General features: G+C 73.3%; 23 protein-coding genes and 1 riboswitch. Of the genes, 4 read left to right on the top strand and 19 right to left on the bottom strand.

Annotated elements, in window-relative coordinates; translation table 11 throughout:
* Positions 1-121: 121 nt before the first annotated feature.
* The 7 genes from C7456_RS08460 to thiL form a co-directional block, all read right to left on the bottom strand.
* A complete protein-coding gene (locus tag C7456_RS08460) occupies positions 122-694 on the bottom strand; it encodes a hypothetical protein (protein ID WP_109723302.1) in 573 nt (190 codons plus the stop codon).
* Positions 695-801: 107 nt separating this feature from the next.
* Positions 802-1011 (bottom strand): hemin uptake protein HemP, encoded by a 210-nt coding sequence (hemP, locus tag C7456_RS08455; RefSeq protein WP_109723301.1) that lies wholly within the window; start codon positions 1009-1011, stop codon positions 802-804.
* 733 nt (positions 1012-1744) lie between these two features.
* Entirely contained in the window at positions 1745-2203 is a 459-nt protein-coding gene (locus C7456_RS08450; RefSeq protein WP_109723300.1) for a hemerythrin domain-containing protein, read from the bottom strand.
* A complete protein-coding gene (locus tag C7456_RS17335; RefSeq protein ID WP_211306292.1) occupies positions 2200-2508 on the bottom strand; it encodes a hypothetical protein in 309 nt (102 codons plus the stop codon). The genes C7456_RS08450 and C7456_RS17335 overlap by 4 nt, the downstream gene beginning before the upstream one ends.
* Before the next feature lie 53 nt (positions 2509-2561).
* A complete protein-coding gene (locus C7456_RS08440) occupies positions 2562-4661 on the bottom strand; it encodes a catalase (RefSeq protein WP_109723299.1) in 2100 nt (699 codons plus the stop codon).
* Positions 4662-5066: 405 nt separating this feature from the next.
* On the bottom strand, positions 5067-5567 hold the full coding sequence (locus C7456_RS08435; protein WP_109723298.1) for a phosphatidylglycerophosphatase A family protein: 501 nt from the start codon (positions 5565-5567) through the stop codon (positions 5067-5069).
* 277 nt (positions 5568-5844) lie between these two features.
* Positions 5845-6822, bottom strand: a complete 978-nt coding sequence (thiL, locus tag C7456_RS08430; protein WP_109723342.1) for a thiamine-phosphate kinase — start codon at positions 6820-6822, stop codon at positions 5845-5847.
* A gap of 192 nt (positions 6823-7014) precedes the next feature.
* On the opposite strand from thiL, the gene C7456_RS08425 reads away from it, so the two are divergent.
* Entirely contained in the window at positions 7015-7485 is a 471-nt protein-coding gene (locus tag C7456_RS08425) for a nuclear transport factor 2 family protein (protein ID WP_211306291.1), read from the top strand.
* Between the two features lie 14 nt (positions 7486-7499).
* On the opposite strand, the gene nusB is transcribed toward C7456_RS08425, so the two are convergent.
* The 10 genes from nusB to glyA form a co-directional block, all read right to left on the bottom strand.
* Positions 7500-7946, bottom strand: a complete 447-nt coding sequence (gene nusB / locus C7456_RS08420; protein WP_109723297.1) for a transcription antitermination factor NusB — start codon at positions 7944-7946, stop codon at positions 7500-7502.
* Positions 7943-8407, bottom strand: a complete 465-nt coding sequence (gene ribH / locus C7456_RS08415) for a 6,7-dimethyl-8-ribityllumazine synthase (RefSeq protein ID WP_109723296.1) — start codon at positions 8405-8407, stop codon at positions 7943-7945. Before ribH ends, nusB begins: the two co-directional genes overlap by 4 nt.
* A gap of 44 nt (positions 8408-8451) precedes the next feature.
* Positions 8452-9390, bottom strand: a complete 939-nt coding sequence (locus C7456_RS08410; protein WP_109723295.1) for an LD-carboxypeptidase — start codon at positions 9388-9390, stop codon at positions 8452-8454.
* Between the two features lie 220 nt (positions 9391-9610).
* Positions 9611-10702, bottom strand: a complete 1092-nt coding sequence (gene ribBA / locus C7456_RS08405) for a bifunctional 3,4-dihydroxy-2-butanone-4-phosphate synthase/GTP cyclohydrolase II (protein WP_109723294.1) — start codon at positions 10700-10702, stop codon at positions 9611-9613.
* Positions 10703-10851: 149 nt separating this feature from the next.
* A complete protein-coding gene (locus tag C7456_RS08400; RefSeq protein ID WP_109723340.1) occupies positions 10852-11493 on the bottom strand; it encodes a riboflavin synthase in 642 nt (213 codons plus the stop codon).
* 129 nt (positions 11494-11622) lie between these two features.
* A riboswitch (FMN riboswitch) is annotated at positions 11623-11769 on the bottom strand.
* 100 nt (positions 11770-11869) lie between these two features.
* Entirely contained in the window at positions 11870-13432 is a 1563-nt protein-coding gene (locus C7456_RS08395; RefSeq protein ID WP_211306290.1) for a glycosyltransferase family 39 protein, read from the bottom strand.
* Positions 13433-13871: 439 nt separating this feature from the next.
* A complete protein-coding gene (gene ribD / locus C7456_RS08390; protein WP_245889807.1) occupies positions 13872-15065 on the bottom strand; it encodes a bifunctional diaminohydroxyphosphoribosylaminopyrimidine deaminase/5-amino-6-(5-phosphoribosylamino)uracil reductase RibD in 1194 nt (397 codons plus the stop codon).
* A 158-nt stretch (positions 15066-15223) separates the two neighbouring features.
* Positions 15224-15754: a transcriptional regulator NrdR gene (gene nrdR / locus C7456_RS08385; RefSeq protein WP_109723292.1), complete on the bottom strand. Its 531-nt coding sequence runs from the start codon at positions 15752-15754 to the stop codon at positions 15224-15226.
* On the bottom strand, positions 15754-16131 hold the full coding sequence (locus C7456_RS08380) for a four helix bundle protein (RefSeq protein WP_281268509.1): 378 nt from the start codon (positions 16129-16131) through the stop codon (positions 15754-15756). Before C7456_RS08380 ends, nrdR begins: the two co-directional genes overlap by 1 nt.
* 29 nt (positions 16132-16160) lie before the next feature.
* Positions 16161-17429, bottom strand: coding sequence for a serine hydroxymethyltransferase (glyA, locus tag C7456_RS08375; protein ID WP_109723291.1), 1269 nt, complete (start codon positions 17427-17429; stop codon positions 16161-16163).
* A 147-nt stretch (positions 17430-17576) separates the two neighbouring features.
* Between glyA and C7456_RS08370 the strand changes: the two genes are divergently transcribed.
* Positions 17577-18671 (top strand): alpha/beta hydrolase family protein, encoded by a 1095-nt coding sequence (locus C7456_RS08370; protein WP_109723290.1) that lies wholly within the window; start codon positions 17577-17579, stop codon positions 18669-18671.
* 1 nt (position 18672) lies between these two features.
* Complete coding sequence (locus C7456_RS08365; protein WP_170120196.1) at positions 18673-19269, top strand: TetR/AcrR family transcriptional regulator; 597 nt, start codon at positions 18673-18675, stop codon at positions 19267-19269.
* A gap of 19 nt (positions 19270-19288) precedes the next feature.
* Here the strand turns inward: C7456_RS08365 and C7456_RS08360 are convergent, their stop codons facing one another.
* Positions 19289-20194, bottom strand: coding sequence for a DUF817 domain-containing protein (locus C7456_RS08360; protein ID WP_211306289.1), 906 nt, complete (start codon positions 20192-20194; stop codon positions 19289-19291).
* 447 nt (positions 20195-20641) lie between these two features.
* Here C7456_RS08360 and ettA point away from each other — a divergent pair, with 447 nt between their 5' ends.
* Entirely contained in the window at positions 20642-22303 is a 1662-nt protein-coding gene (gene ettA / locus C7456_RS08355; RefSeq protein ID WP_109723337.1) for an energy-dependent translational throttle protein EttA, read from the top strand.
* Positions 22304-22408: 105 nt separating this feature from the next.
* Here ettA and C7456_RS08350 read toward each other — a convergent pair whose 3' ends face one another.
* Positions 22409-24724, bottom strand: a complete 2316-nt coding sequence (locus C7456_RS08350) for a GH92 family glycosyl hydrolase (RefSeq protein ID WP_245889805.1) — start codon at positions 24722-24724, stop codon at positions 22409-22411.
* Positions 24725-24976 lie beyond the last annotated feature (252 nt).

The following is a 24976-nucleotide window of genomic DNA, read 5'->3' as shown; positions in this document are numbered from 1 at the left end:
CCGTGCCAGCGCCCCGGCCGGCAAGGAAAGCCTTGCGCATCAAACGTTTGCGGCGACGCGGCCGGCCGGCGTCCGCTGTCCGCGGACACTCCGCCGGACAGGCGGACAAGCCGCGGACAGCTCAGCCGGACAGCGCCGCCTGCAGGGCCACCGCCTCCTGCCGCGCGATGCCCGCGGCGAGGCGGTGCCCCAGCCCGGACAGGCCGGGCGCCGCGGTGCCGATCAGGCCCAGGCCGCCGAGCCGGCGGTGGGTGAAGCGCAGCAGCCGCGCGCCGGCGGCGCGGAAGGGCTCGGCCGCCGGGGCGGCGGGGCCGCCGCAGGTCCTGGCCGGCCCGCCGAGGCAGGCGTCCCAGGCGCAGTAGTCGGTGTCCGGCAGCAGGTAGAGGCGCATCTGCACGCGGCCGTGCGCGTCGGCGCCGTCGATCCATTCGCGCGGCCCCTCGGGCGTGACCGCGCTCGAGCCGCGCAGCGCGCGCACGCGCAGCAGCGGCGCCAGCTCCACGCTCTCGACCAGGATGCCGGCGGCGCCGGGCAGGCCGTCGCAGGGCGCCTGCCGCCCCGGCAGGTAGAGCACGCCGCCGAGCTGCGGCAGCCACTCGGCCAGCCGCCGCGGCGTCGCGGGCAGCCACGGCGTGGCGGACGTGTTGAAGCGCGCGCTGTCGCACAAGCCGAAAGCGGCGAGCCAGCCGAACACGGGGCACCTCCTGCGCGGAAGACGGCCTGGCTGGGCGCGCGCGGCGCTGGCGGTGGCCGGGGGAGAAAGGGAAAGGTCGCGTGCGCCGCCGGACCGGCGGCGCGGGATCACTTGGTGAGGATCAGCTTGTCGTTGCGGGTCAGGCGCAGGTGGTACTCGCCGCCCTGGTGCTGGATGACCAGCTCGCGGGAGCCCTCCAGCAACTGCTGGCTGGAGATGCGCCGCACGCCGGCCGGGACGGCGGCGACCGGCTGCGGTTGCGGCCGGGGGCGGGCCAGCGCGAGAAGGGGGCGGGTAAGACCGAGGCTTGTCGACATGGCAGTGACTCCGGCGGCGGAAAGAGTAGGCAGCGATCAAATGATAATAATTCTCATTTGATCGTCAAGCACTCTTTTCGTGGCGGGTTGCCGCAGGTTGGCCATCGGGGTTGCAGCGGCCGCCTTTCGCTCGCCCTGCTCTCCCGCCGGGACTACCACCGATGGCGCTTCCCCCATGGGTCGGCGCGGCAGTTCGCCGACCGATGCCCCTATCGTCGCCGCGCGGGAAATCGGAATGCGCGAGCCTGGCGCCGGCGCTCGGATGCGAGTCATCCGATGGCCGCCCGGCCTGTACGGGGCCGCGCCGCTGCTGGAACCCGGCCCGCGCCGGGATGACGGGCGGAGGTTGTCGCATCAGCGTGAGACGTCCTGCGTCGCGGATGCGCCGAAGCATCCCGGACAGCAAGTGGGCCTGCGTCGGGGCGGCGATCAGGCGCGAAGCTCGCGGTGCGTCTGCGCAAGGAGTGAACGCAGCGAGTCATCCAATGGCCGCGTGGCCTGTACGGGTCGCGTCGCTGCTGGGTCCTGGCTCGCGCCGGGATGACGAGTGGAGGTTGCGGCATCAACGTAGCGCCCAGCGTCGCAAGCGCATCTGGGCCGCGTTGCATCACGAGGCTGATGCGGGCCCGCGCCGAAACCGGCTCCGGGGCGGTGCTTTCGCCAGCCCCGCCCTCACCCTGTCCTGCCCCGGGCGACGGCGGATGCAACCCACGCGCCGCCCGGCCGCGTCGACTCATGCCTGCCGCAGGGTCTTGAGCATCCGCGCGTAGTCCCGGCGGTACTGCCGGGCGAGCCGGCGCTTCTGCGCCTCGCCGAGGATCTTGCCGGAGACCTGGAAGAACTTCTTCTCCTCCTCGCGCAGGTGGTGGTGCACCTTGTGCGAGAGCGCGCGCGCCGTCGCCATCCAGCCGCGGCTGGACGGCTCGGACTGCTGCAGCCGCTCGACCAGCTCGTCCATCTCGTGGTGCTCGTGCAGCGCGTGGCGCGAGGCGTCGAGCCCCGCGTCGTGCATCAGGATCGGCGCGTACAGGAAGCGCTCCTCCGCCGCGGCGTGCGCCGCCAGCTCGATGCGCAGCGCGGTGAAGACGTCGCGGCGGTGCTGCGTGTGCGGCCTGGACAGCAGCAGCCGGCGGCACAGCGAGCGCTGCAGGCGGTGGCTTTCGCGCAGGGCGTCGTAGATCGTGTCGCTCATGCCGGCCTCCCGTCCCCCTCGCGGCCGCCCGCCGCGGCGGCGGCATGGCCGTTGACGGCGCGGACGCCGTTGGCCCGGCGCCCGTCGCCGTCCACCGGCGGCAGCGGCTCCGCCACGCGGGTGCGCCCCAGCGTGATGTTCTTGCTGGCGCGCACGTCGCGGTTGGCGAAGGTCCACACCTCGCCGGTGGCGGTGATGAACACCGTCCAGTACAGGTCGGACTCCGGCCCGTAGTCGATCAGGATGTGGGCGTAACCCTCGCCCTTGGGGGTGAGCATCGGCAGCGGCGGATTGAGCTGCAGCATGGCTTTGGTCTCCTTGGATCCGTGGATCGGCGCGGCCCGCCGCGCCGACGGCTTCATGCCAGCGTGCGCAGCCTGGGCTCGCGGTCCCACTGCCGGGTGGCGGCGGCCTTGAGGAAGGCGCGCGCGTCGGCGGCCTTCACCACGCCCGCGTCCTTCGCCACGCCGCCGGCCTGCAGCAGCGGCTGCGCGCCCTCGTCGAAGGCGATCGCCTTGAGGTGGCCGTAGGCGTCGCGCACCCAGTCCACCGCGGCGGCCTCCTTCGCCAGCGCCTTGCCGGCGGCGGCGGACAGCACCACCGCCACCGCGTCGAACACCACCGAGGGCGTGCCGGCGAGCTGGCCGTCGGCGGCGAGTTTCCTGCCGTCGCCGAGCTTGGCGCCGCCCACCCTGGGCGCGACGATCTTCACCGCCGCGCCGGCGTCCTCCGCCGCCTTGCGCAGCGCGCGCACCGTCGCCGCGTCGGAGCCGTCGTCGACCAGGATGCCCACGCTGCGGCCCTGCAGCGTGGGCTTGGCCTTGCCGATGATCTGCAGCGCCGGCGAGGGCGGCATGTCGATCGGCTTCACCGCGGCCGGCGGCGCCGGCGGCAGCGCGTCCAGGCCCAGCCCGGCGGCGACGCGCCTGGCGAGGTCGCCGTCGATGTGGCGCAGGTGCCCGACGACGGCCTCGCGCACGTGCGGCGTCTCCACCTTGGACAGCTCGAACACCAGCGCCGAGGCGATGTGCGCCTGCTCCGGCGCGCTCTGGCTGCGGTAGAACAGCCGCGCCTGGCTGTAGTGGTCGGCGAAGCTCTCCGCGCGCACGCGGCCCTTGGCGCCCTCGTCGGCCGGCTGCGCGTAGCTGCGGAAGCCCTCGGCCGTCTCGCGCGGGCTGTCCGCCTGCAGCGAGCTCGGCTCGTAGTTCACCCGCCCCTTGGGCACGTGCACCTGCATGTGGCCGTCGCGCTGCAGGTTGGCGAACGGGCACTTGGGCGCGTTGATCGGGATCTGGTGGAAGTTCGGCGAGCCCAGCCGCGACAGCTGCGTGTCGAGGTAGGAGAACAGCCGCCCCTGCAGCAGCGGGTCGTTGCTGAAGTCGATGCCGGGCACGATGTTGGCGGGGCAGAACGCCACCTGCTCGGTCTCGGCGAAGAAGTTGTCCGGCCAGCGGTCCAGCACCATGCGGCCGACGATCTGCAATGGCACCAGCTCCTCGGGGATCAGCTTGGTCGGGTCGAGGTGGTCGAACGGGAACTTCGCGGCCTGCTCCTCGGTGAACAGCTGCACGCCGAACTCCCATTCCGGGTAGTCGCCGCGCTGGATCGCCTCGAACAGGTCGCGGCGGTGGAAGTCCGGGTCGGCGCCGGCGAGCTTCACCGCCTCGTCCCAGACCGTGGATTGCAGGCCCAGCTTCGGCCGCCAGTGGAACTTCACGAAGGTCGACCCGCCCTTGGCGTCGAGCAGGCGGAAGCTGTGGATGCCGAAGCCCTCGATCATGCGCAGCGAGCGCGGGATGGCGCGGTCGCTCATCGCCCACATGATCATGTGCATGGCCTCGGGGGTGAGCGAGATGAAGTCCCAGAAGGTGTCGTGCGCGCTGGCCGCCTGCGGGAAGCCGCGGTCGGGCTCCATCTTCACCGCGTGCACCAGGTCGGGGAACTTGATCGCGTCCTGGATGAAGAACACCGGGATGTTGTTGCCCACCAGGTCCCAGTTGCCCTCCTTGGTGTAGAACTTCACCGCAAAGCCGCGCACGTCGCGCGGCGTGTCGATCGAGCCGGCGCCGCCGGCCACGGTGGAGAAGCGCACGAACACCGGCGTCTTCTCGCCCACCTCGGTGAGCAGCTTCGCGGTGGTGTACTTGCGCAGCGACTTGGTCAGCTCGAAGTAGCCGTGCGCCGCCGAGCCGCGCGCGTGCACGATGCGCTCGGGGATGCGCTCGTGGTCGAAGTGGGTGATCTTCTCGCGGAGGACGAAGTCCTCCAGCAGGGTCGGCCCGCGCGGCGTCGCGCGCAGCGAGTTCTGGTTGTCGGCGACCGGGATGCCCTGGTTGGTGGTCAGCGGCGGGTGGCGGCCGCCGGCCGGCTGGTGCAGTTCGTCGCCCTGCCCGCGGCGGTCGGCCGCGCCGCGGCGGGAGGAGGATGCGGAGGTGCGGGGGGTGCCTGTCTTGGCCATGGCCTGGGCTCTCCTTGAAGGATGGCTGCCGTGGAATCCGTGGCCGGATGCGGCGTCCGGACTCCGCCACGACGGAAGCGGAGCGGCCGCGGGGATGGCGTTTCCTGCCGTGCCCGCGTCGCGGGCCGCCGGCGGCTTGCGCGGGGATGCCCACGGGCCGTTGTTCCATCGGTCGACGCCAGGGCGTCGCCGCGGAAATAAAGCCGAATTCCGGTGAAGGCCGCGTATCCGGCCGATGGCGCGCGGCACGGCCGGCGCGAAAGCGGAAAACGGAACCGTCGGAGCGCGCCTTCGCTGCCGCCCTCGCGCCCCGGCCGGGCGGCCGCGGGCGGGCACCGGCTTTCCATGCCGCTCGGGCCGTGCCGGGCATCGAAGCCTGGCGGACGACCCATCACGTGCGTCCGGTCAGTGGAGCAACCGCAACAGTACCGCCAGCGCCACCGCCGCGAACGCGCCGGCCACCGCGTCGTCCGCCATCACGCCCAGGCCGCCCTTGAGGCGGCGGTCCAGCCAGCCGATCGGCCAGGGCTTCCACACGTCGAACAGGCGGAACAGCGCGAAGCCGAGCGCCACCGCCCACCACGGCGCCCACAGCGCGGGCGCCAGCGCGATCCACTGGCCGACGAACTCGTCCCACACCAGGCTGCGGTGGTCGTCCACGCCCAGCGCGCGGCCGGCCACGTCGCAGGCCCAAACGCCGACGGCGAAGGCGACCAGCAGCACGAAGGCGTACATCCACGGCGCCAGGTCGCGCAGCAGCAGCCAGGGCAGGATCGCCGCCAGCGAGCCGAAGGTGCCCTGCGCCACCGGCGCGAGGCCGGAGCCGAAGCCGCAGGCCAGCCAGCCGGCCGGGGTGGCGAGCAGCAGGCGGCGCTGCTCGGGGGTGAGGGTCTTGCGGTCGCTCATGCGGGTCTCGGAAGCCTGGGGGGTCTCGGCGGCCGTTCGATGGACATGCCCGACGGCGCCGCGCAGCGTGAGCCTGCCATGCCGCCGCCTTCGCGCAAACCTCCCGGTCCTCCCTTCCTCGCCGTCCTCCCTGCCCTCGCCACCCCGCGCCCCTCCCCCACGCACAGGAATCTCGTCGAAGGAGCGGATGTCGTGGAGGCTGCGGCCACGGGAACGAATGGATGCTTGCACGCGCGTCGAAGCGGAAAGCCGACGGCCGCGCACACCCGCGCCTGGCTCATGCCGCGAAATGGTCCCAGCCCCGCCGCGCCGGCGCCAGCCACGCGCCGTCCGCGCCGCGCACGCGCACGCCCGCACCCTCCACGATGCGGCCGATGCGGGCGGCGCCGCAGCCCAGCCGGGCCAGGTCGGCCTGCACCTCGGCCACGCGCGCGGCGGGCACGGTGAAGCACAGCTCGTAGTCGTCGCCGCCGGCCAGCGCGAAGTCGAGCGCGGCCGCCTCGTCGAACAGGCCGAGCAGCGCGGGCGAGCGCGGCAGCAGCGCGGCCTCGATCTCCGCGCCCGCGCCGCTGGCCGCGCAGACGTGGCCGAGGTCGGCGAGCAGCCCGTCGGAGACGTCGATGCAGGCGCTGGCGCGGCCGCGCAGCGCCAGCCCCGCCGCCAGCCGCGGCGTCGGGCGGTTGAGCCGTCCGACCAGCGGCGCGGCGCGCGCGTCGTCCGCGCCGATGCCCTGCTGCAGCAGCCGCAGCCCGGCCGCCGCGTCGCCCAGCGTGCCGGTGACCAGCACCGCATCGCCCGCCCGCGCGCCGGCGCGCGCGAGCGCCTGCCCCGGCGGCACGAAGCCGTGCACCGCCACGCTGACGGCGAGCGGCCCGCGCGTGGTGTCGCCGCCCACCAGCGCCAGCCGCTGCGGCTGCGCCAGCGCCGCGAAGCCGTCCGCGAAGCCGTCCACGAAGGCCTCGCGCGCCGCGGCGTCCATCGCCTCGGGCAGGGTCAGCGCGAGCAGCGCCCAGGCCGGCGTGGCGCCCATCGCGGCCAGGTCGGACAGGTTCGCCGCCAGCGCCTTCCAGCCGAGGTCGGCGGGCGAGGTGCCGCGCGGGAAGTGCACGCCCTCGACCAGGGTGTCGATCGCCACCGCCAGCTCCATCCCGGCGGGCACGGCGAGCAGCGCGGCGTCGTCGCCGATGCCCAGGCGCACGTCCTCGCGGCCCTGCGCGGTGCGCTCGCGGATGCGGTCGATCAGGCGGAATTCCATGGCGGGCCGGGAGACGGGACGGCGCATGAGCAGACCATCCGCGCGCGCGCGGCGCAAGCCGTGGGAGCGGCCTGCGGCCGCGATCGGCTTCCAGACCACCCGCGTGGGGCGCGCGCCCATGACCTGCGGCGCATGCGCGCGCGCCGCGCGCGTGCGATGGTCGGCCGGCCATTCCGCCGCGGAGCCCACGCCATGCGCCATCGCCTCCCTCTCGCCGCTGCCCGCCGCGCGCCGGCGCTGCTCGGCCTCGCCGCCCTGCTGGCCTGGACCGGGCCGGCCGCGGCGGCCACGCCGCAGGAACAGGCCGTGCTGGCGCCGGTGCATGCGTTCTTCGCCGCGATGTCCCGCTACGACCAGGCCGCGATGCGCGCGCAGGTGCTGCCCGAGGGCGGCGCCACGTTGATGCGGCACGGCAAGCCGGTGCAGCTCGGCCTCGGCGCCTTCGTCGACCACGTGAAGCCGGGCAAGCAGCGCATCGAGGAGCGCATCCGCGATCCGCTCGTCCGCATCGACGACGACATCGCGGTGGTGTGGGCGCCCTACGTCTTCCTGGTCGACGGCAAGCCGCACCACTGCGGCACGGACGTGTTCAACCTCGCGCGGGTGGACGGCCGCTGGCTGATCGCGGGGATCGCCGACAACAGCCGCGAGGATTGCCGCTAGGCGCGGCCGCGGCCTCAGCGCGCGCGCTTCTCCGCCGCGCGCAGCTCGCCGGCCAGCTTGTCCAGCACGCCGTTGACGTAGCTGTGGCCGTGGTCGGCGCCGAAGCGCTTGGTGACCTCGATGGCCTCGTTGAGGATCACCCGGTACGGCACGTCCAGGCGGAACTTCAGCTCGTAGGCGGCCAGGCGCAGCGCGGCGCGCTCGATCGGATCGATCTGCTCCACCTCGCGGTCCACGTAGGGCTCGAGCGCGGCGTCCAGCTCGCCGACGTGCCCCTCCACGCCGTGCAGCAGGTCCTCGAAGTATTCGAGGTCGGCCACTTCCATGTCCTGCTCGTGGCGGAACTGCTCGATCACCGCGGCCATGCGGCTGCCGCTCATCTGCCACGCATACAGCGCCTGCAGCGCGCGCCGGCGCGCGCGCGAGCGCGCGGCGAGATCGACGCCCTGCGGCGCGCTCACGGCAGCTTCCCGTACAGGTTGGCCATCTCCAGCGCGGCCAGCGCGGCGTCGGCGCCCTTGTTGCCGGCCTTGGTGCCGGCGCGCTCGATGGCCTGCTCGATGCTGTCGGTGGTGAGCACGCCGAAGGCCACCGGCACGCCGCTGTCCAGCGCGGCCCGGGCCAGGCCCTTGGCGCACTCGCCGGCCACGTAGTCGAAGTGCGGCGTGGCGCCGCGGATCACCGCGCCCAGCGCGATCACCGCCGCGTACCGGCCGGAGGCGGCCAGCTTGTGCGCGGCCAGCGCGATCTCCCAGGCGCCGGGCACGCGCACCAGCTCGATGTCGTCGTCCTTGACGCCGTGGCGCGCCAGCGCGTCGCGCGCGCCGGCCACCAGCGGCTCGACGACGAAGCCGTTGAAGCGGCCGGCGACGATGGCGAAGCGGCCTGGGGGCGTGGCGAAGTCGCCTTCGATGGTCTTCATGCGGATTCCTTGGGGAACGGGCAGCCCGCGAGGGGCCGGGTATTCTACGGGTTTTCGGCCGGCGCGGCCGGCAGGTGCGGGTAGCCGGAGAAATCCAGCCGCGCCGCGCCGCCGCCCACGCGCAGGCGCGCGGGCGCGCCGAACGGCAGGGTCAGCTGGCCGGGGCCGTGGCCGTGCGGCAGGCCGTCGACCACCGGGATGCCGGCCACCGCGCGCAGCTGGGCGAACGCGGCGTCCAGCGCGTAGCCGTTGTCGCGCGGGCCCGGGCGGCAGTCGCTGTAGCGGCCCAGCAGCAGCGCGCGCTGGCGGCCCAGCACGCCGGACAGGTGCAGCTGGTACAGCAGCCGCTCGATGCGGTACGGCGGCTCGCCCACGTCCTCCACGAACAGGATGCCGCCGTCGATGCGCGGGAAGTACGGCGTGCCGAGCAGGCTGCACAGCACCGCCAGGTTGCCGCCCCACAGCGGACCTTCCGTGTCGAGCTCCACGTCGGCGGCGCACCGCCAGTCCGCGCCGGAGGCGGGCGAGCGCAGCGTGCGCCAGAAGTGGCTCCAGGTGCCCTCGTCGCGCGGCTCGGCGCCGAGGTCGGCCAGCAGCGGGCCGCCGAAGCTGGGCAGCCCGCTCCTGGCGTACAGCGCCAGCTGCAGCGCGGTGAAGTCGCTGTGGCCGACCAGCGCGGGCGGCGCGCCCGCCAGCCGCTCGCGCAGCGCGTCGTAGCGCAGGTGCTCGAGCAGGCGCGCCGCGCCGTAGCCGCCGCGCGTGACCAGGGCGATGTCGGGCAGCGCGTCCCGCTCCGCCAGCGCGTTGATGTCCTGCGCGCGCTCGGCGTCGCTGCCGGCGAAGCGCAGCTGCGTGCGCTCCAGCACTTCCAATCCCTCCACCGCGCAGCCGGCCGCGCGCAGGCGCGCCACGCCGCGCGCCATCGCGGCGGGATCGGCGGCGTAGCCGGAGGGAGCGATCAGGCGGATGCGCGTTGCGGTCATGGCTGTGGCGGTGGGCGGAGTTCCGGCGAGTATGCCGTGGGTGCGGGGGCGCGGCGTGGCCGGTCGAAGGTAGCGGTGTGGAAAAGCGGCCTCTGCGGGAGTGACCTTTGTGGGGTGAGCTCTGGGGGAGCGGCCTCCGGCCGCGATCCGGGGGCCAGGCCATCGCGGCCGGAGGCCGCTCCCGCAACGACCGCTCCCACAGGCGGTTTCCCGTAGGGATTCAGACGTACTCCACCACCTCCAGCCCGAAGCCGCCCAGGCCCACCAGCTTGCGCGGCGTGCCCAGCACGCGCAGGCGGCGCACGCCGAGGTCGGCCAGCATCTGCGCGCCCAGGCCGAGCTGGCGCCACTCGTGCTGCCGCGCGTCCTGCGGCGCCAGCGCGGACGGCTGGCCCTGCAGGCGCGCGAGCAGCGCCTCGGGCGTGTCCTCGCCGGACAGCACCAGCAGCACGCCGCGGCCCTCGTCGGCGATGCGCCGCAGCGCCGCGGTGACGGTGAGGCCGAGGTCGTCGCGCTTCAGGTGCAGCACGTCGGACAGCGTGTTGCGCACGTGCACGCGGGTCAGCGCCGGCGCGCCGTCGTCCACCGCGCCGCGCACCAGCGCGAAGTGCAGGCCGCGGCGGATCGCGTCGCGGTAGGCCAGCAGCCGGAACGGGCCGAACTCGGTGTCCACCTCGGCCTCGTGCACGCGCTCGACGGTCTTCTCGGTTTCCAGGCGGTAGCGGATCAGGTCGGCGATGGTGCCGATCTTCAGGCCGTGCTTGCGCGCGAACGCCTCCAGCTCGGGGCGGCGCGCCATCGAGCCGTCCTCGTGCAGGATCTCGATCAGCACCGCCGCCGGCTCCAGCCCCGCCAGCGCGGCGAGGTCGCAGCCCGCCTCGGTGTGGCCGGCGCGGGTGAGCACGCCGCCGGGCTGCGCGGTGAGCGGGAACACGTGGCCGGGCTGCGAGAGGTCCTGCGGTCTGGCGTCGCTCTTCACCGCCACCTGGATGGTGCGCGCGCGGTCGTGCGCGGAGATGCCGGTGGTGACGCCCTCGGCCGCCTCGATCGAGACGGTGAAGTTGGTGTGGTACGGCGAGGTGTTGTCGCTGACCATGGGCTTGAGGCCCAGCTGGCGCGTGCGCTGCTCGGTGAGGGTGAGGCACAGCAGGCCGCGCGCCTCGCGCACCATGAAGTTGACGTCCTCCGGCCGCACCATCTGCGCGGCCATGACGAGGTCGCCCTCGTTCTCGCGGTCCTCGTCGTCGAGGATCACCACCATGCGGCCGGCGCGGATGTCTTCGAGGATTTCGGGGATGGTGTTGAAGGGCATGGATGACGTGTCCGTGTGTGGTTCTTCCCTCTCCCCTCGGGAGAAGGTGCCCCGCAGGGGCGGATGAGGGTGCGGGCGGAGCGAAGCGTCGCGCTTCGCCCGCACCCTCGCCCCAACCCCTCTCCCGAGGGGAGAGGGGCTCCAAAAGCTCAGGCGAAGCCGTGCCGCTGGAGGAACGCCTCGTCGAGGCGCGGCGCCTCGCCGGCGCCGAGCAGCCGCTCGACGTAGCGCGCGATCAGGTCCACCTCGACGTTCACCGCGTCGCCGGCGCGGCGCGCGTGGAAGGCGGTGTGCTCGATGGTGTGCGGGATCAGGTTGACGCCGAAGCGCGCGCCGTCCACCGCGTTGACGGTGAGGCTGGTGCCGTCGATGCAGACCGAGCCCTTGGCGGCGATGTAGCGCGCCAGCGCGGGCGGCGCCTCGAAGGTCCAGCGCTGCGAGCGGCCGTCCGGCGCGATGGACACCACCTTGCCCACGCCGTCCACGTGGCCGGAGACGAGATGGCCGCCCAGGCGGTCGGCCAGGCGCAGCGCCTTCTCCAGGTTCACCGGGTCGCCGGGCTTCAGCGCGCCCAGCGTGGTCAGCGAGAGCGTCTCGTTGGAGACGTCGGCGGCGAAGCCGCGCGGCGCCAGCGCCACCGCGGTGAGGCACACGCCGGACACGGCGATGGAATCGCCGGGCGCGACGTCGGACAGGTCGAGGCCGGCGGTATCGACGTGCAGGCGCACGTCGCCGCCGCGCGGTTCGAGCCGCGCGACGCGGCCCACGGACTGCACGATGCCGGTGAACATCAGCACGCCTCCCGGTCGGGAAGGGAGGCTGCCTTTTGCGGAATGGCGGCGGTCATGAAACGTTCTCCGTAGGACATGCGAGAACGCCCCAAGGCATGAGGCCGGCGCGCAGCCGCGGGCCGCGCGTCGAACCGTCTTCTTTCATCCGGACTGTGACCGTCGGCTCCGGCGTTCGACCGGATCTGCTGTCCCTCCGCCGTGCGGCGAAGGCGCTCGCGGGCTCGTCCCGAAGGACCTACCGCCGGTGGGGAATTCCGCCCCGCCCTGAAGACGTCGTGGTGGTCTGGCCGGCGAACCGGCCGCGGGGCAGTCTAGCACCAACGCTGGCCGGCCCGGTCCTGAGCGGCGCGCGTGCGACACCGGCGCGGCCCGCCGGTCAGTCGCTCAGCCCGGGCGGCGCGTACAGCAGGATGGTGATCTCCCGTCCCTGGCGGATCTGCTCGGCCGGCGCGCCCAGCGCGGCCAGCTGCTGCTCGAGCGCCGCCGGCGGCAGCCGCCGCCCCAGCCCGGTGCGCCCGTTCACCGCCCACACGCGGCCGCCCCCGCGCCCTCGCGCCAGCGCCTCGTCCAGGCGGGAGGTCACCTGCGCCACCTGGCCGAGCGGCGGCGCGCCGCGCGGGCGCAGCACGTCCAGCATGGTGGGCGCGTTGGGGTCGGCGGTGAACACGGTGTCGCCCGGGCGCACGCCGGCGGCCAGCGTGGCGGCCGCCAGGTCCCAGCGCGGCTTGGTCTCCTGCCGGTACAGCGGCGCCAGGTTGGCCGCGCCCAGCAGCAGCAGCACCGCCGCCGCGAACGGCAGCGCGCGCCGCGGCAGCGCGGCGGCGCCCGCCCCGGCCAGCACCAGGAACGGCGCCGCGCTCCACAGCAGGTAGCGCGGCACCAGCATCGAGCGGAACGGCGCCAGCGCCAGCACCAGCAGCGGCAGCACGGCGAAGGCGAGCAGCAGCACGCGCCCCTCGGTGCGCCCGCGCAGGCGCAGCATCCCGGCCACCGCCAGCGCCAGCACCAGCCAGCCCAGCAGCGGCACCGAGCCGGGCAGCAGGCCCAGCCGCACCACCGCGGCCATGCGCATCAGGTAGACGCTGCCGGCCGCCACCCACACGCCGTGCGGGCTCACCGGCGGCACCCAGTCGAAGTGCCGCAGCAGTTGCCCGCCGCCGGCCAGCCAGATCGCGGCGTACAGCGGCAGGCAGCCGGCCAGCACCGCGGCGAACGCGAACAGCGCGTTGCGCCGGAAGCCCGCGCACGCCGGCGGCGCCTCCGCGCGCAGGCGGCGCCACACCAGCCAGAACGCCAAGGCGGAGACGGCCAGCCAGGGCAAGGCGTCGCCCAGCACGTCCAGCGCGCCGACGGTGCCGAACAGGTAGGCGCCCCAGCCGAGCCGGTCCGCCGCGGGATCGGCCAGGCCGCACGCGGCGCGGCGCGGGTCCTGCGCCAGCCGCACCAGGCCCCACAGCGCGACCGCGATCAGCAGCACGACCAGCGCATACGAGCGCGCCTCCTGGCCGTACTGCACCTGCAACGGCGACAGCGCCATCAGCAGCCCCGCCACGACCGCCGCGCGCAGGCCGCCGACGCGGCGCGCCACCGCGAACACCACGCCCGCCGAGAGCGCGCCGAACAGCGCGGACGGCAGGCGCAGCAGGGCGCCGTCCGCGTCGAACGGCAGCAGCAGGCGCAGCAGCAGGAAATAGCCGGGCATGTGCCGGCTGGCGAAGCTGTCGGCGACCAGACCGGCCAGGTCGAGGTGGATGCGCTGCAGGGTCAGCGCCTCGTCCAGCCACAGCGGCTGCCGCCCGATGTGCAGCAGCCTGGCCAGCAGGCCGAGCCCCAGCACCAGCAGCAGCCAGGCGCGCGCGCCGTCCCGCGCCGCTGCGCGGGCGCGCGGCGGCGCCGGGGGCAGCGCCGCGGGCGGCGGATACCGGACGGGACGATCCATGGCGGCCGCCACGTTGGCGGCCGAATGCGGCAGGGGCATGACAGCGCGGCCTTCCGTTCAGCGGCTCGTGGGGTGACAACGCGATGTCCCCGCGCGCCGTTGGCGGCGCAAGTTCCCGCGTTGGCGGGGCATTCAGGGACGACCGGCGATCTGACCGGCGCAGTGCGCGGCAGGCGCCACGAGACGGACGAGAAGGAATCGTTGCGCCACGACATCCAGTGGAGCCGCGGTCGGCAGCGTGCAAGCGCGCGTCGCCGCCGCGCGACGTGGCCTTCTTCAAGCGCCCGCCAGCGCAGCAGCCAGGTAGTCGATCAGGCGCCGCAGCGCGGGCGCGCGCGGGCGGCGCCCAGTTGCCGCGCTTTCCCGCCTACCTCCATTGAGGTCGCGCCATGCGGCGATGTGTCTGACGCGGTGTCGCGCGATGCGCGCCGCCCGGCTTTCAGGCTTCCGGGCGCAGGCGCAGGCGCAGGTCCGCGCCCAACGGGCGCAGGTCCAGCAGGCGCAGGTTCCAGCGCTCGTCCATCGAGCGCAGCGCGGGCAGGTGCAGCAACGGGCGCGCGTCGTCGCCCAGCAGCGCGGGAGCGACGTAGAGCAGCAGCTCGTCGGCCAGCCCCTCGGCGAGCAGCGCGCCGCACAGGGCGGGGCCGGCCTCGACGTGCACCTCGTTGCACTCGCGTGCGGCCAGGTGCGCCAGCACGGCGGGGAGCGCCAGCTTGCCGTCCCTCTCCGCCACCGGCCGGCATTCGGCGCGCGCGAAGCGGTCGTCCGCGCAGGCGGCGCCGTCGCCATGCAGCACCAGCGTCGGCGCCGAGCCGTCCAGCACGTGGCTGCCGGCCGGCGTGCGCAGGCGGCGGTCGAGCACCACGCGCAGCGGCGGCACGAAGGCCGCGGCCGGCACCTCGGTCCAATCCGTCGCATGCGCCGTCCCCTCGCCCTGCCCCCGGGCCGGGTCCGCGACGGACTCCCTTCCCGGCGGGGGGAGCGAGGCATCTTCGTCCAGGCGCACGGTGAGGCGCGGGTCGTCGGCCAGCACGGTGCCGCTGCCGGTGAGGATGGCCGAGCTGCGCGCGCGCCAGCGCTGCACGTCGGCGCGCGCGGCCGCGCCGGTGATCCATTTCGACTCGCCGTTGCCCAGCGCGGTGCGGCCGTCCAGGCTCATCGCCAGCTTCAGGCGCACCCACGGGCGGCCGCGCTCGTGGCGGCTGAAGAAGCCGACGTTGAGCTCGCGCGCCGCCTCGCGCAGCAGCCCCGTCTCCACCGCGATGCCGGCGGCGCGCAGCTTTTCGATGCCGCGGCCGTCCACCTGCGGGAACGGGTCTTCCGCCGCCACCACCACGCGCGCCACGCCGGCGGCGGCCAGCGCGTCCGCGCACGGCGGCGTGCGGCCGTGGTGCGCGCACGGCTCCAGCGTCACGTAGGCGGTGGCGCCGCGCGCGCGTTCGCCCGCCGCGCGCAGCGCGCACACTTCCGCGTGCGGCCCGCCGGCGCGCTGGTGCCAGCCCGCGCCCACCACCTCGGCGCCGTGCGCGATCACGCAGCCGACGCGCGGGTTGGGCTGGGTGGTGAACAGGCCGCGCTCGGCCAGGCGCAGCGCGTGCGCCATGTGCTGGTGGTCGAGGGCGGTGAAGGTCATGCTCGTGCTTGTCTTGCTCTCCCCTCCGGGGAGAGGACCGAGGTGAGGGAGCGGTGCTGGCGATAGTGTCGCATCGAAGCGCGCTTCGGGCATGCGGCGGGGCGAGGTCGGCCACTCACCCCAGCCCTCTCCCCGCAGGGGAGAGGGAGCCTAGGCGCTCAGCCCTTGCGGGGGCGGCGCGGCTCCGCGCCGCCGCCGCCGCCCAGCAGCGAGAGCTGCAGCTTCTCCAGCTCGGGCAGGTCGCGCTCCAGCTTCTCGATCTCCTCGCGGAACGCCTGCACGTCCTCGAAGCGGCGGTACACGGAGGCGAAGCGCACGTAGGCCACCTGGTCGAGCTTCTTCAGCTCGCGCATCACCAGCTCGCCGACCTGGCGCGAGGGTACCTCGCGCTCGCCGCTCTTGCGCAGGTCGTCGATCACCGCGCGCACGGCGGCGTCCACCGCGGCGCTCGCCACCGGGCGCTTCTGCAGCGCGCGCTCGAAGCTCACCCGCAGCTTGCGCTCGTCGAACGCCTCGCGCCGGTCGCCGCTCTTGACGATCGCCGGCAGCTTCAGCTCCGCCGTCTCGAAGGTGTTGAAGCGCTCGCCGCACTGCGGGCACTCGCGCCGGCGGCGCACGGTGGCGCCGTCCTCGGCGAGCCGCGAGTCGATCACGCGGGTGTCTTCGTGCTGGCAGAAGGGGCAGTGCATCAGGGAGACGGGAACCGGGAACGGGGGACGGGGAACGGATGGTTTGCGGACAACTTCGAGGACAGGGTCTTTTTCAGCGCCTGCAGCTTGCGGGCAAGGCGATGCGGGGGCGGCAGCAAGGTCGACATGGCTTCCTCGGACAAGTAACCGAAGCGCCGGGAGCGCAGCAACTGCGTTTCGACCTCGGCAAGCGACCCGGAAGACATCGACAGGAACCTCGAATAATCACGTGTGGAACCGCGTGCGTTGCCCTCGGCGATGCATCCGGTCAGCCCGAAGCGCTCTTCAGGCGGAAATGCCTTGGTCGCCGCGTACACCGCCCCGGCCAAGTCCATGGCCTCCTGCCAAACCTGCAACTCCCTGCAATCCCAAGCCACCGGAACCTCCCCGGTTCCCCGTTCCCCCGTCAACCGTAAACCGGAAACTTCCTGCACTGCGCCTCGACCTTCCCGCGCACCTCGGCGATCACCGCCTCGTCGCCCGGCGCGTCCAGCACGTCGCAGATCCAGTGGGTCAGCTCGATCGCGTCCGCTTCCCGGTAGCCGCGGGTGGTGATGGCCGGCGTGCCCACGCGCAGGCCCGAGGTGACGAACGGCTTGCGGGGGTCGTTCGGCACGGCATTCTTGTTGACCGTGATGTGCGCCCGGCCCAGCGCCTCCTCCGCGTCCTTGCCGGTGACCTCGCGGCCGATCAGGTCGACCAGCATCAGGTGGTTCTCGGTGCCGCCGGAGACGATCTTGTAGCCGCGCTCGACGAAGGTGCGCGCCATCGCCTTGGCGTTCTTCACCACCTGCTGCTGGTAGGTCCTGAACTCCGGCTCCAGCGCCTCCTTGAAGGCCACCGCCTTGGCGGCGATCACGTGCATCAGCGGGCCGCCCTGGATGCCGGGGAACACGATCGACTGCAGCTTCTTCTCGATCTCCTCGGCGCCCTCGCCCATGCCCTGCCGGCTCGCCACGATGATGCCGCCGCGCGGGCCGCGCAGGGTCTTGTGGGTGGTGGAGGTGACCACGTGCGCGTGCGGCAGCGGGCTCGGGTACACGCCCGCGGCGACCAGGCCGGCGACGTGCGCCATGTCCACGAACAGGTAGGCGCCGACCTTGTCGGCGATGGCGCGGAAACGCGCCCAGTCCATCACCTGCGAGTAGGCGCTGAAGCCGGCCACGATCATCTTCGGCCGGTGCTCCGCGGCCAGGCGCTCGACCTCGTCCATGTCGACGATGCCGTTGGCGTCCACGCCGTACTGCACGGCGTTGAGGATTTTGCCCGACAGGTTGACCTTGGCGCCGTGGGTGAGGTGGCCGCCGTGGGCCAGCGACATGCCGAGGATGGTGTCGCCCGGGTTGAGCAGCGCGAAGTACACCGCCTGGTTGGCCTGCGAGCCGGAGTGCGGCTGCACGTTGGCGTAGTCGGCGCCGAACAGCTGCTTCACGCGCTCGATGGCGAGGCGCTCGGCCACGTCCACGTACTCGCAGCCGCCGTAGTAGCGCTTGCCCGGGTAGCCCTCGGCGTACTTGTTGGTGAGCACGCTGCCCTGCGCCTCCATCACCCGCGGGCTGGCGTAGTTCTCCGAGGCGATCAGCTCGACGTGGTCTTCCTGGCGGCGGGCCTCGTCCGCGATGGCCTGGGCCAGTTCGTTGTCGTAACCGGCGATCGTCTCGTGCTTCGGGAACATCCTGACCTCGTGGGGGTGGCTGCAGGGCTGGAACGCAAAAGTGTAGCCGTCGCGTGCCAGGGGGGCCACCGACGGGCACTTGCGCATCTATTGCGTACAACGTACCGTACATCGCACGCAATCACTCGCCCCCAAGGACTCCGCACCATGCCGATGCCTCCGCCCCGCGCCCCGGCGCACCCGCTGCCGCAGCTGCTCCGCCTGCTCGCGCTGGCGCTGTTCCTGCTGGCTCCCCCCGCCGCCTCCGCCGGGAGCGCCACCGGCGTCGGCATCGCGCCCATCCGCATCCCCGACCCGGTCAACGGCGGCCAGACGGACGGCTACGTGTTCTATCCCTCCGCGCAGCCGGTGCGCGGCACCACGGCGATGGGACCGTACGACGTGGCCGCCACGCCGGACGCGCCGGCCATCCCGGGCGCCAAGCCGCTGGTGGTGATCTCGCACGGCAACGGCGGCAGCGACCTCGGGCACCACGACCTGGCGGCGTATCTCGCCAGCCACGGCTTCGTGGTCGCCACGCTCAACCATCCCGGCGACTATTTCCGCGACACCAGCGGCGTCGGCCACATCGAGGTGCTGGCCGGGCGGCCGATCCAGGTGAAGTCGACCATCAGCACGCTGCTCGCCGACCCGCGCTGGAAAAGCCTGGTCGACCCGCGGCGGATCGGCGTCGCGGGCTTCTCCGCCGGCGGCTACACCGCGCTGATGGTGGCCGGGGCCAGGCCGCGCTTCGACCGCTTCATCGCCTTCTGCGAGCGCTATCCCGACGACAAGGACGTGTGCGGCCACGCCGCCGAGTTCAGGGCGGCCGCCGCGCGCCAGGGCATGACGCTGGAGCAGGTGTTCGACGGCATGCAGAAGCAGCTGGGCCGCTACGGCGACACCGCCGACCCGCGCGTGAGGGCCGCGTTCGTGATGGCGCCGCTCAGCCTGCTGTTCGACGGGCACGGCTTCGACGGCGTGCGCATCCCGGTCTACCTCTACTACGGCGCGAACGACCGCGTGCTGCCGCCCGAGGCCAACGCCAGGCACATCGCGCCGCTGATCCGCACGCTGGCGGCGGTGAAGGAAGTGCCGCACGCCGACCACTGGGTGTTCCTGCCGCCCTGCTCGCCCGCGCTGGCGCGCGAGATCCCGGACCTGTGCCGCGACCCCGCCGGCGTGGACCGCGCCAAGGTGCACGCGCAGGTCAACGCCGATGCGCTGGCGTTCTTCCGCAAGGCGCTCGGCGCGGGCCGCTGACATGCCCCGGGCGCTGAGCGAGCGGGAAACCGAGGCGTTCCGCGAGCGCCTGTGCGAGGCGGCGGCGAGGCTGTACGTGGAGGAAGGCCCCGCCGCCGTCACCATGCGCCGCCTCGCCGCGCAGCTCGGCGTGGGCACGATGACGCCGTACCGCTACTTCGCCAACAAGGAAGAGATCGTCACGGCCGTGCGCACGCGCGGCCTCGACCGCTTCTCCGAGGCGCTGGAACGCGCGCTCGACACGCCCGGCGACGGCCGCACGCGCAGCCGCGCCGTGCGCGACGCCTACATCGCCTTCGCGCGCGCGAACACCGCGACCTACCGCCTGATGTTCGAATACCCGGAGACGCGGCGCGACGACCCGGCCTACCGCCGGGCGCACGAGCGCATGTGGCGCACCATCGCCGCGCACGTGGAGGTGCTGGCCGGGGAAGGCACGGTGGACGCCGATCCGGCCATCCTCGGCCACCAGATCTGGGCCGCGCTGCACGGCGCCGTGATGCTGGAGATCGCCGGCCTGCTGCCCGACGGCTACGACGCCGCGTCGCTGCACACGCGCACCGTCAGCGCCCTGCTCGACGCCGCCCGGCCCCGGTAGGCAACGAACGCCCGCGCCGTCACGGCGCCGCGCCGTCGCCGCGCCGCCCGCGCGCGGGCGGCTCCCGCAGGTCGCGCCGGTGGTTGGCCGACACCAGCACGTAGCTGATCACCATCAGCAGCAGCCACGCGCCGAGCTTGCCCAGGGGCACCATGGTCCAGCCGTGGCGCTGCGCGGGATAGCGCCAGGCGGCGGCGAACGTGCCCACGTTCTCGGCCAGCCAGATGAACAGCGCCACCAGCGCGAAGCCGAGCAGCAGCGGCATGCGCCGGTGCGCGTCGCGCACGCGGAACAGGATCCAGGTGCGCCCGAACAGGCACGCCAGCGCGGCGAACAGCACCCAGCGCAGGTCGGGCAGGAAGTGGTGGGCGAAGAAATTGGCGTAGATGGCCAGCGCCAGCCACGCGGTCGCCGCGAACGGCGGATGCCGCACGAAGCGGAAATCGAACAGCCGCCAGGCCCGCGCGATGTAGCTGCCGACCGCGCCGTACATGAAGCCGGTGAACAGCGGCACGCCGCCGATGCGCAGCAACGAGGGCTCCGGGTAGACCCACGAGCCCATCGCCGTCTTGAACACCTCCATCACGGTGCCCACCAGGTGGAAGCCCAGGATCACCCGCGCCTCCTCGCGCGTCTCCAGGCCCAGCGCCAGCAGGGCAGCCTGCAGCGCCAGCGCGGCGAGCACCAGGAAGTCGTAGCGGGCCAGCCACGCATGGGCGGGATACCAGGCCCAGGTGCCCAGCAGCAGCGCCAGCATGCACCCGCCGAACAGGCAGGCGCGCGCCTGCTTCACGCCGAAGCAGGCGAGCTCGTGCAGCGCCACGGCCCAGGCGCCGCGCCGCCGCGCCCATCCGGCCGCCCTGTCGTCCAGCGCCGCCGCCAGCCGCGCCAGCGGCATCCGGGCGGAAACCTGCGTCCCGGCCATCCGGCCTCCCCCGTCGGAAAAGGCCAGCCTGGCCGGGCCGGCGGGCGGCCCGCGGCGCGAGGCATGGCCGGATGCGGGCGTTCCGGCCGCCGGCATGGGGCGGCAGGGTTCGCGGGAAGTTCCGCTTCGCGGGACGGCGGGCATCGCTGGCGGCCTTGCGCCTCCGCTCCGCGCCGATCCATGTGCGATGCGCCGGAAGCGCCCCGGAAACGCGCGCCGCGGGCCGCTTCGGGAAGGCCGGAGGCCGGCGCGGCGCGGGCGCGGAACCGCCCGGATGGCGCGCCGCGCTCCCGGCCGGGATTGCCCCGCGCCCGCGCGCCCACACATTCCCATCCGGCGCCGCATCGCAGGGGCGCCCCGCGACCCGCTACAATGCGCGGTTTCTTACCCATTCCGACGCACGGCCCGCCTGCCGCGGCCGGTGTCGTGCACGCCGCCGGAGGCTCCATGCAGTACATCTACACCATGAACGGGGTGAGCAAGATCGTTCCCCCGAAGCGCCAGATCATCAAGGACATCTCGCTCAGCTTCTTCCCCGGCGCCAAGATCGGCCTGCTGGGCCTGAACGGCGCGGGCAAGTCCACGGTGCTGCGCATCATGGCCGGCGTGGACACCGACTACCAGGGCGAGGCGCGCCCGCAGCCCGGCATCAAGGTCGGCTACCTGGCGCAGGAGCCGGAGATGGACCTCACCAAGACCGTGCGCGAGGTGGTCGAGGAAGGCGTCGCCGAGATCCTCGACGCGCAGCGGCGCCTGGAGGAGGTCTACGCCGCCTACGCCGAGGAAGGCGCCGACTTCGACAAGCTTTCCGAGGAGCAGAACCGCCTGGAGAACCTGCTGGCCGCCAACGACGCGCACGCGCTGGAGCGCCAGCTCGAAGTGGCCGCCGACGCGCTGCGCCTGGCGCCGTGGGACGTGGTGGTGGGCACGCTGTCCGGCGGCGAGCGCCGCCGCATCGCGCTGTGCCGCCTGCTCTTGTCCAAGCCCGACATGCTGCTGCTGGACGAGCCCACCAACCACCTCGACGCCGAGTCGGTGGAATGGCTGGAGCACTTCCTGCAGGACTACCCCGGCACCGTGGTGGCGGTGACGCACGACCGCTACTTCCTCGACAACGCCGCCGAGTGGATCCTCGAGCTGGACCGCGGCCGCGGCATCCCGTGGAAGGGCAACTACTCCTCCTGGCTGGAGCAGAAGGACCAGCGCCTGAAGCAGGAGGCGCAGCAGGAGAAGGCGCGCCAGAAGGCGATCGAGAAGGAGCTGGAGTGGGCGCGCTCGGCCGCCAAGGGCCGCCAGTCCAAGGGCAAGGCGCGCCTCAACCGCATCGAGGAGCTCAACGCGGTCGAGTACCAGCGGCGCAACGAGACCAACGAGATCTTCATCCCGCCGGGCGAGCGGCTGGGCCAGGAGGTGATCGAGTTCGTCAACGTCAGCAAGTCCTTCGGCGACAACCTGCTGATCGACGACCTGTCGTTCAAGGTGCCGCCGGGCGCCATCGTGGGCGTGATCGGCCCCAACGGCGCGGGCAAGTCCACCCTGATGAAGATGATCATCGGCGAGGAGAAGCCCGACCGGGGCGAAGTGAAGATCGGCCACACCGTGAAGCTGGCCTACGTCGACCAGTCGCGCGGCGCGCTCAACCCGAAGAACAACGTGTGGCAGGAAATCTCCGGCGGGCTGGACATCCTCACCATCGGCAACTTCGAGATCCAGTCGCGCGCCTACATCGGCCGCTTCAACTTCAAGGGCACCGACCAGCAGAAGATCGTCGGCCAGCTCTCCGGCGGCGAGCGCGGCCGCCTGCACCTGGCCAAGACCCTGCTGCAGGGCGGCAACGTGCTGCTGCTCGACGAGCCCTCCAACGACCTGGACGTGGAGACGCTGCGCGCGCTGGAGGAGGCCCTGCTGGAGTTCCCCGGCTGCGCGATGGTGATCTCGCACGACCGCTGGTTCCTCGACCGCATCGCCACGCACATCCTCGCCTTCGAGGGCGACTCGCACGTGGAGTTCTTCCCCGGCAACTACAACGAGTACGAGGCGGACAAGAAGCGCCGCCTGGGCGACGAGGCGGCCAAGCCGCACCGGGTGAAGTACAAGAAGCTGGCCTGACGGCTGCGCCGGCGGCGGCCGCCGCCGCCGCGCCCCGACCGCCACGCTCCGAAGCGACAGGCTCCAAAGTGCATCCCTCTCCCTCCGGGAGAGGGGCTTTCACGCTCACCGCCCCTCCGCCGACATCGACGGCGGCGCGTCGGCCGGGTCGGCGCCCCAGGCCTCGTTCGGCTCGGGTCCCATCGTGAGCACCAGCGTGGCGCCGTCGGCGATGTCCGCGTGGCTGAACCACGGTTTGCTCCACGGCTTGCCGTTGAGCGTCGCGGACTGGATGTAGACGTTCTTCGCCGAGTTGTTGCGCGCGACGATCTCGAACACCTTGCCGTTGCCCATGCGCAGGCGCACCCGGTCGAAGATCGGGCTGCCGAGGATGTAGTCGGGCGTGGACGGATCGACGGGATAGAAGCCCATCGCGCTCAGCACGTACCAGGACGAGGTCGAGCCCTGGTCGTCCATGCCGGGGAAGCCGTAGCCGCTGGCGTCGCTGCCGTACAGCTCGGCGAGGATGCGGCGCACCAGCGCCTGCGTCTTCCACGGCTGGCCGCTCCAGGCGTAGAGGTAGGGCGCGTGCTGGTCCGGCTGGTTGCCCTGCACGTATTGCCCGATCAGGCCGGTGCAGTCGCGGCAGATGCCTTTGGGCCGGTACGGCGTGGAGAAGAACGCATCGAGCTTGGCGTTGAACGCGTCGCGCCCGCCGAGCAGGCCGAGCAGGCCCCGCACGTCGTGCGGCACCAGCCACAGCGTGGACCAGCCCGAGGCCTCCTTCATCATGAAGTTGTAGTAGGGCTCGCCCGGGTCGAACGGCGCGATCCACTGGCCGTCGGCGGTCTTGCCGCGCATGAAGCCGACCGAAGGGTCGAACACGTTGCGGTAGTTCGCGGCGCGGCGCAGGAACATCCGCGCGTCGTCCGCCCGGCCGAGCCGGCGGGCGACGTCGGCCAGCGCGTGGTCGTCCCAGGCGTATTCGAGCGTGGTGGCCACGCCCGCCTTGCCGCCGGCGTAGGGCGGGCTGGGATCGCCCGGCGGCACGACGTCGGCGATCCAGCCGTTCCTCGCGTACTCGTCCAGGTAGTCGCGCGGCCCCCTGGGATCGGTCGCGTTCTTGCGCAGGTACGCATACGCGGCGGCGTAGTCGAACGGGATGCCGCGCCGCCACGCGCCGTCGTAGAGGAGCACGGCATGGTCGCCGTGGAACGAGGTGTTCATGTAGCCGCGCTCGCGCGCCATGTCGAGCTCGGAGCGCATGATGTCCTGCACCACCTGCGGTTCGAGCAGCATCAGCAGCACGATCTGGTTGCGGCCGGTGTCCCAGAACGGCACCGGCCCGTAGCGGTCGTGCTCGGCGACGCGCACCTGGCCGTTGCCGTCGGTGAAGCGCTCGCCCTTGCGCGCGACCAGCCGCGGGCTGGCGAAGGCGTGGTAGAGCGTGGAGTAGAACAGCCTGCGCTGTTCCGGCGTGCCGCCCGTCACCTCGACGCGGCCGAGCAGCTTCGCCCAGGCCGCGCGCGCCTGGGCGCGCACGCGGTCGAAGTCCTCATCCCCGGCGCGCAGCCGCTGCTCGGCCTCGGCGGCGCTGTGGCCGTGGGCGATCCGCACCAGCACCTGCTCGCCGGCCTGCGTGTCGAAGGTGACGTAGGCGCCCGCGTAGCTGCCGGACACGCTGCGCCGCCCGGCCTCCACGTCCTTGTCGCCGATGCCCCAGCCCTCGTGGCCCGGGATCGCGCGGAAGGTGCCGAAGCCGGCGAACGGCCGCGAGAACTCGGCGACGAACCACGCGCCGTCCGCGTCCTCCCTCCCGCGCCGGCCGGTGGCGACGCCGCGCACGGTGCGGTCGCCGACCACCTCCACGTCGCCGCCCTGGCGGCGCAGGTTGACGATGACGTTCGAGCGGCGGCTCGCCGGGAAGGTGAAGCGCATCAGGCTGGTGCGCTGCGTCGCCGTCAGCTCGACGCGGGTGTGGAAGCTGTCCAGGTCGACCTTGTAGTAGCCGGGCGAGGCCGTTTCGCCCTTCTTGTCGTAGTACGACTGCGCGTAGGCCGGCGGCACGGTCCAGTCGCCCGCCACCGGCATGACCATCGGCTCGGCGCGGCCGCCGTAGGTCGAACCGCCGCCGCCGGTGAAGCCGATCATCGTGGGGTTGGCGTAGTAGTAGGGCGTGGGGACGCCCGTGGGATAGCCGAGGTCGAGGTTGACGTTGACCGGCGCCGCCTCGACCGCGCTGTGCGGCAGGCGCGCGCCCGGCGAGGTGATGCCCGAGTACAGCGGCTCGCCCGGCGGCGGCGCGTTGCCGATCAGCTCCCGCCGGTCCAGCGGCGCGGTGCCGACCAGGGGGTTGGCTTCGTCGACGCCCTGCGTTGCGGATCGCGGTGCGCCGCCGCCCTGGGCGTGGAGCGAGGCGATGTTTCCAAGCGCGAAGGCCATGAGCGCGAAGGCCGGCGCAAGGTGCCTGCGGGCCGATGAAACGCGACGGCAAGAGCATGCGGAAGATGAGGACATGGTTCTTTCCGGTCCGTGCGTGAATGAAGGTGCGTCATCCGTCACGCCGGCGGGCTCTTTCTCCTTCCCTCCGGGGTACGCGGGGAGCGCGCATGGATGTGCGCGGCTTCGAGGAGCGAGGAGAAGGCCGGGACGAGGGACCGGTGCTCGCGGGAACGTGGCATCGGGAAGCGTGCT

This window comes from Fulvimonas soli, from assembly GCF_003148905.1.
Classification (GTDB): Bacteria; Pseudomonadota; Gammaproteobacteria; order Xanthomonadales; family Rhodanobacteraceae; genus Fulvimonas; species Fulvimonas soli.
This window is presented reverse-complemented; position numbering and strand designations above follow the sequence as displayed.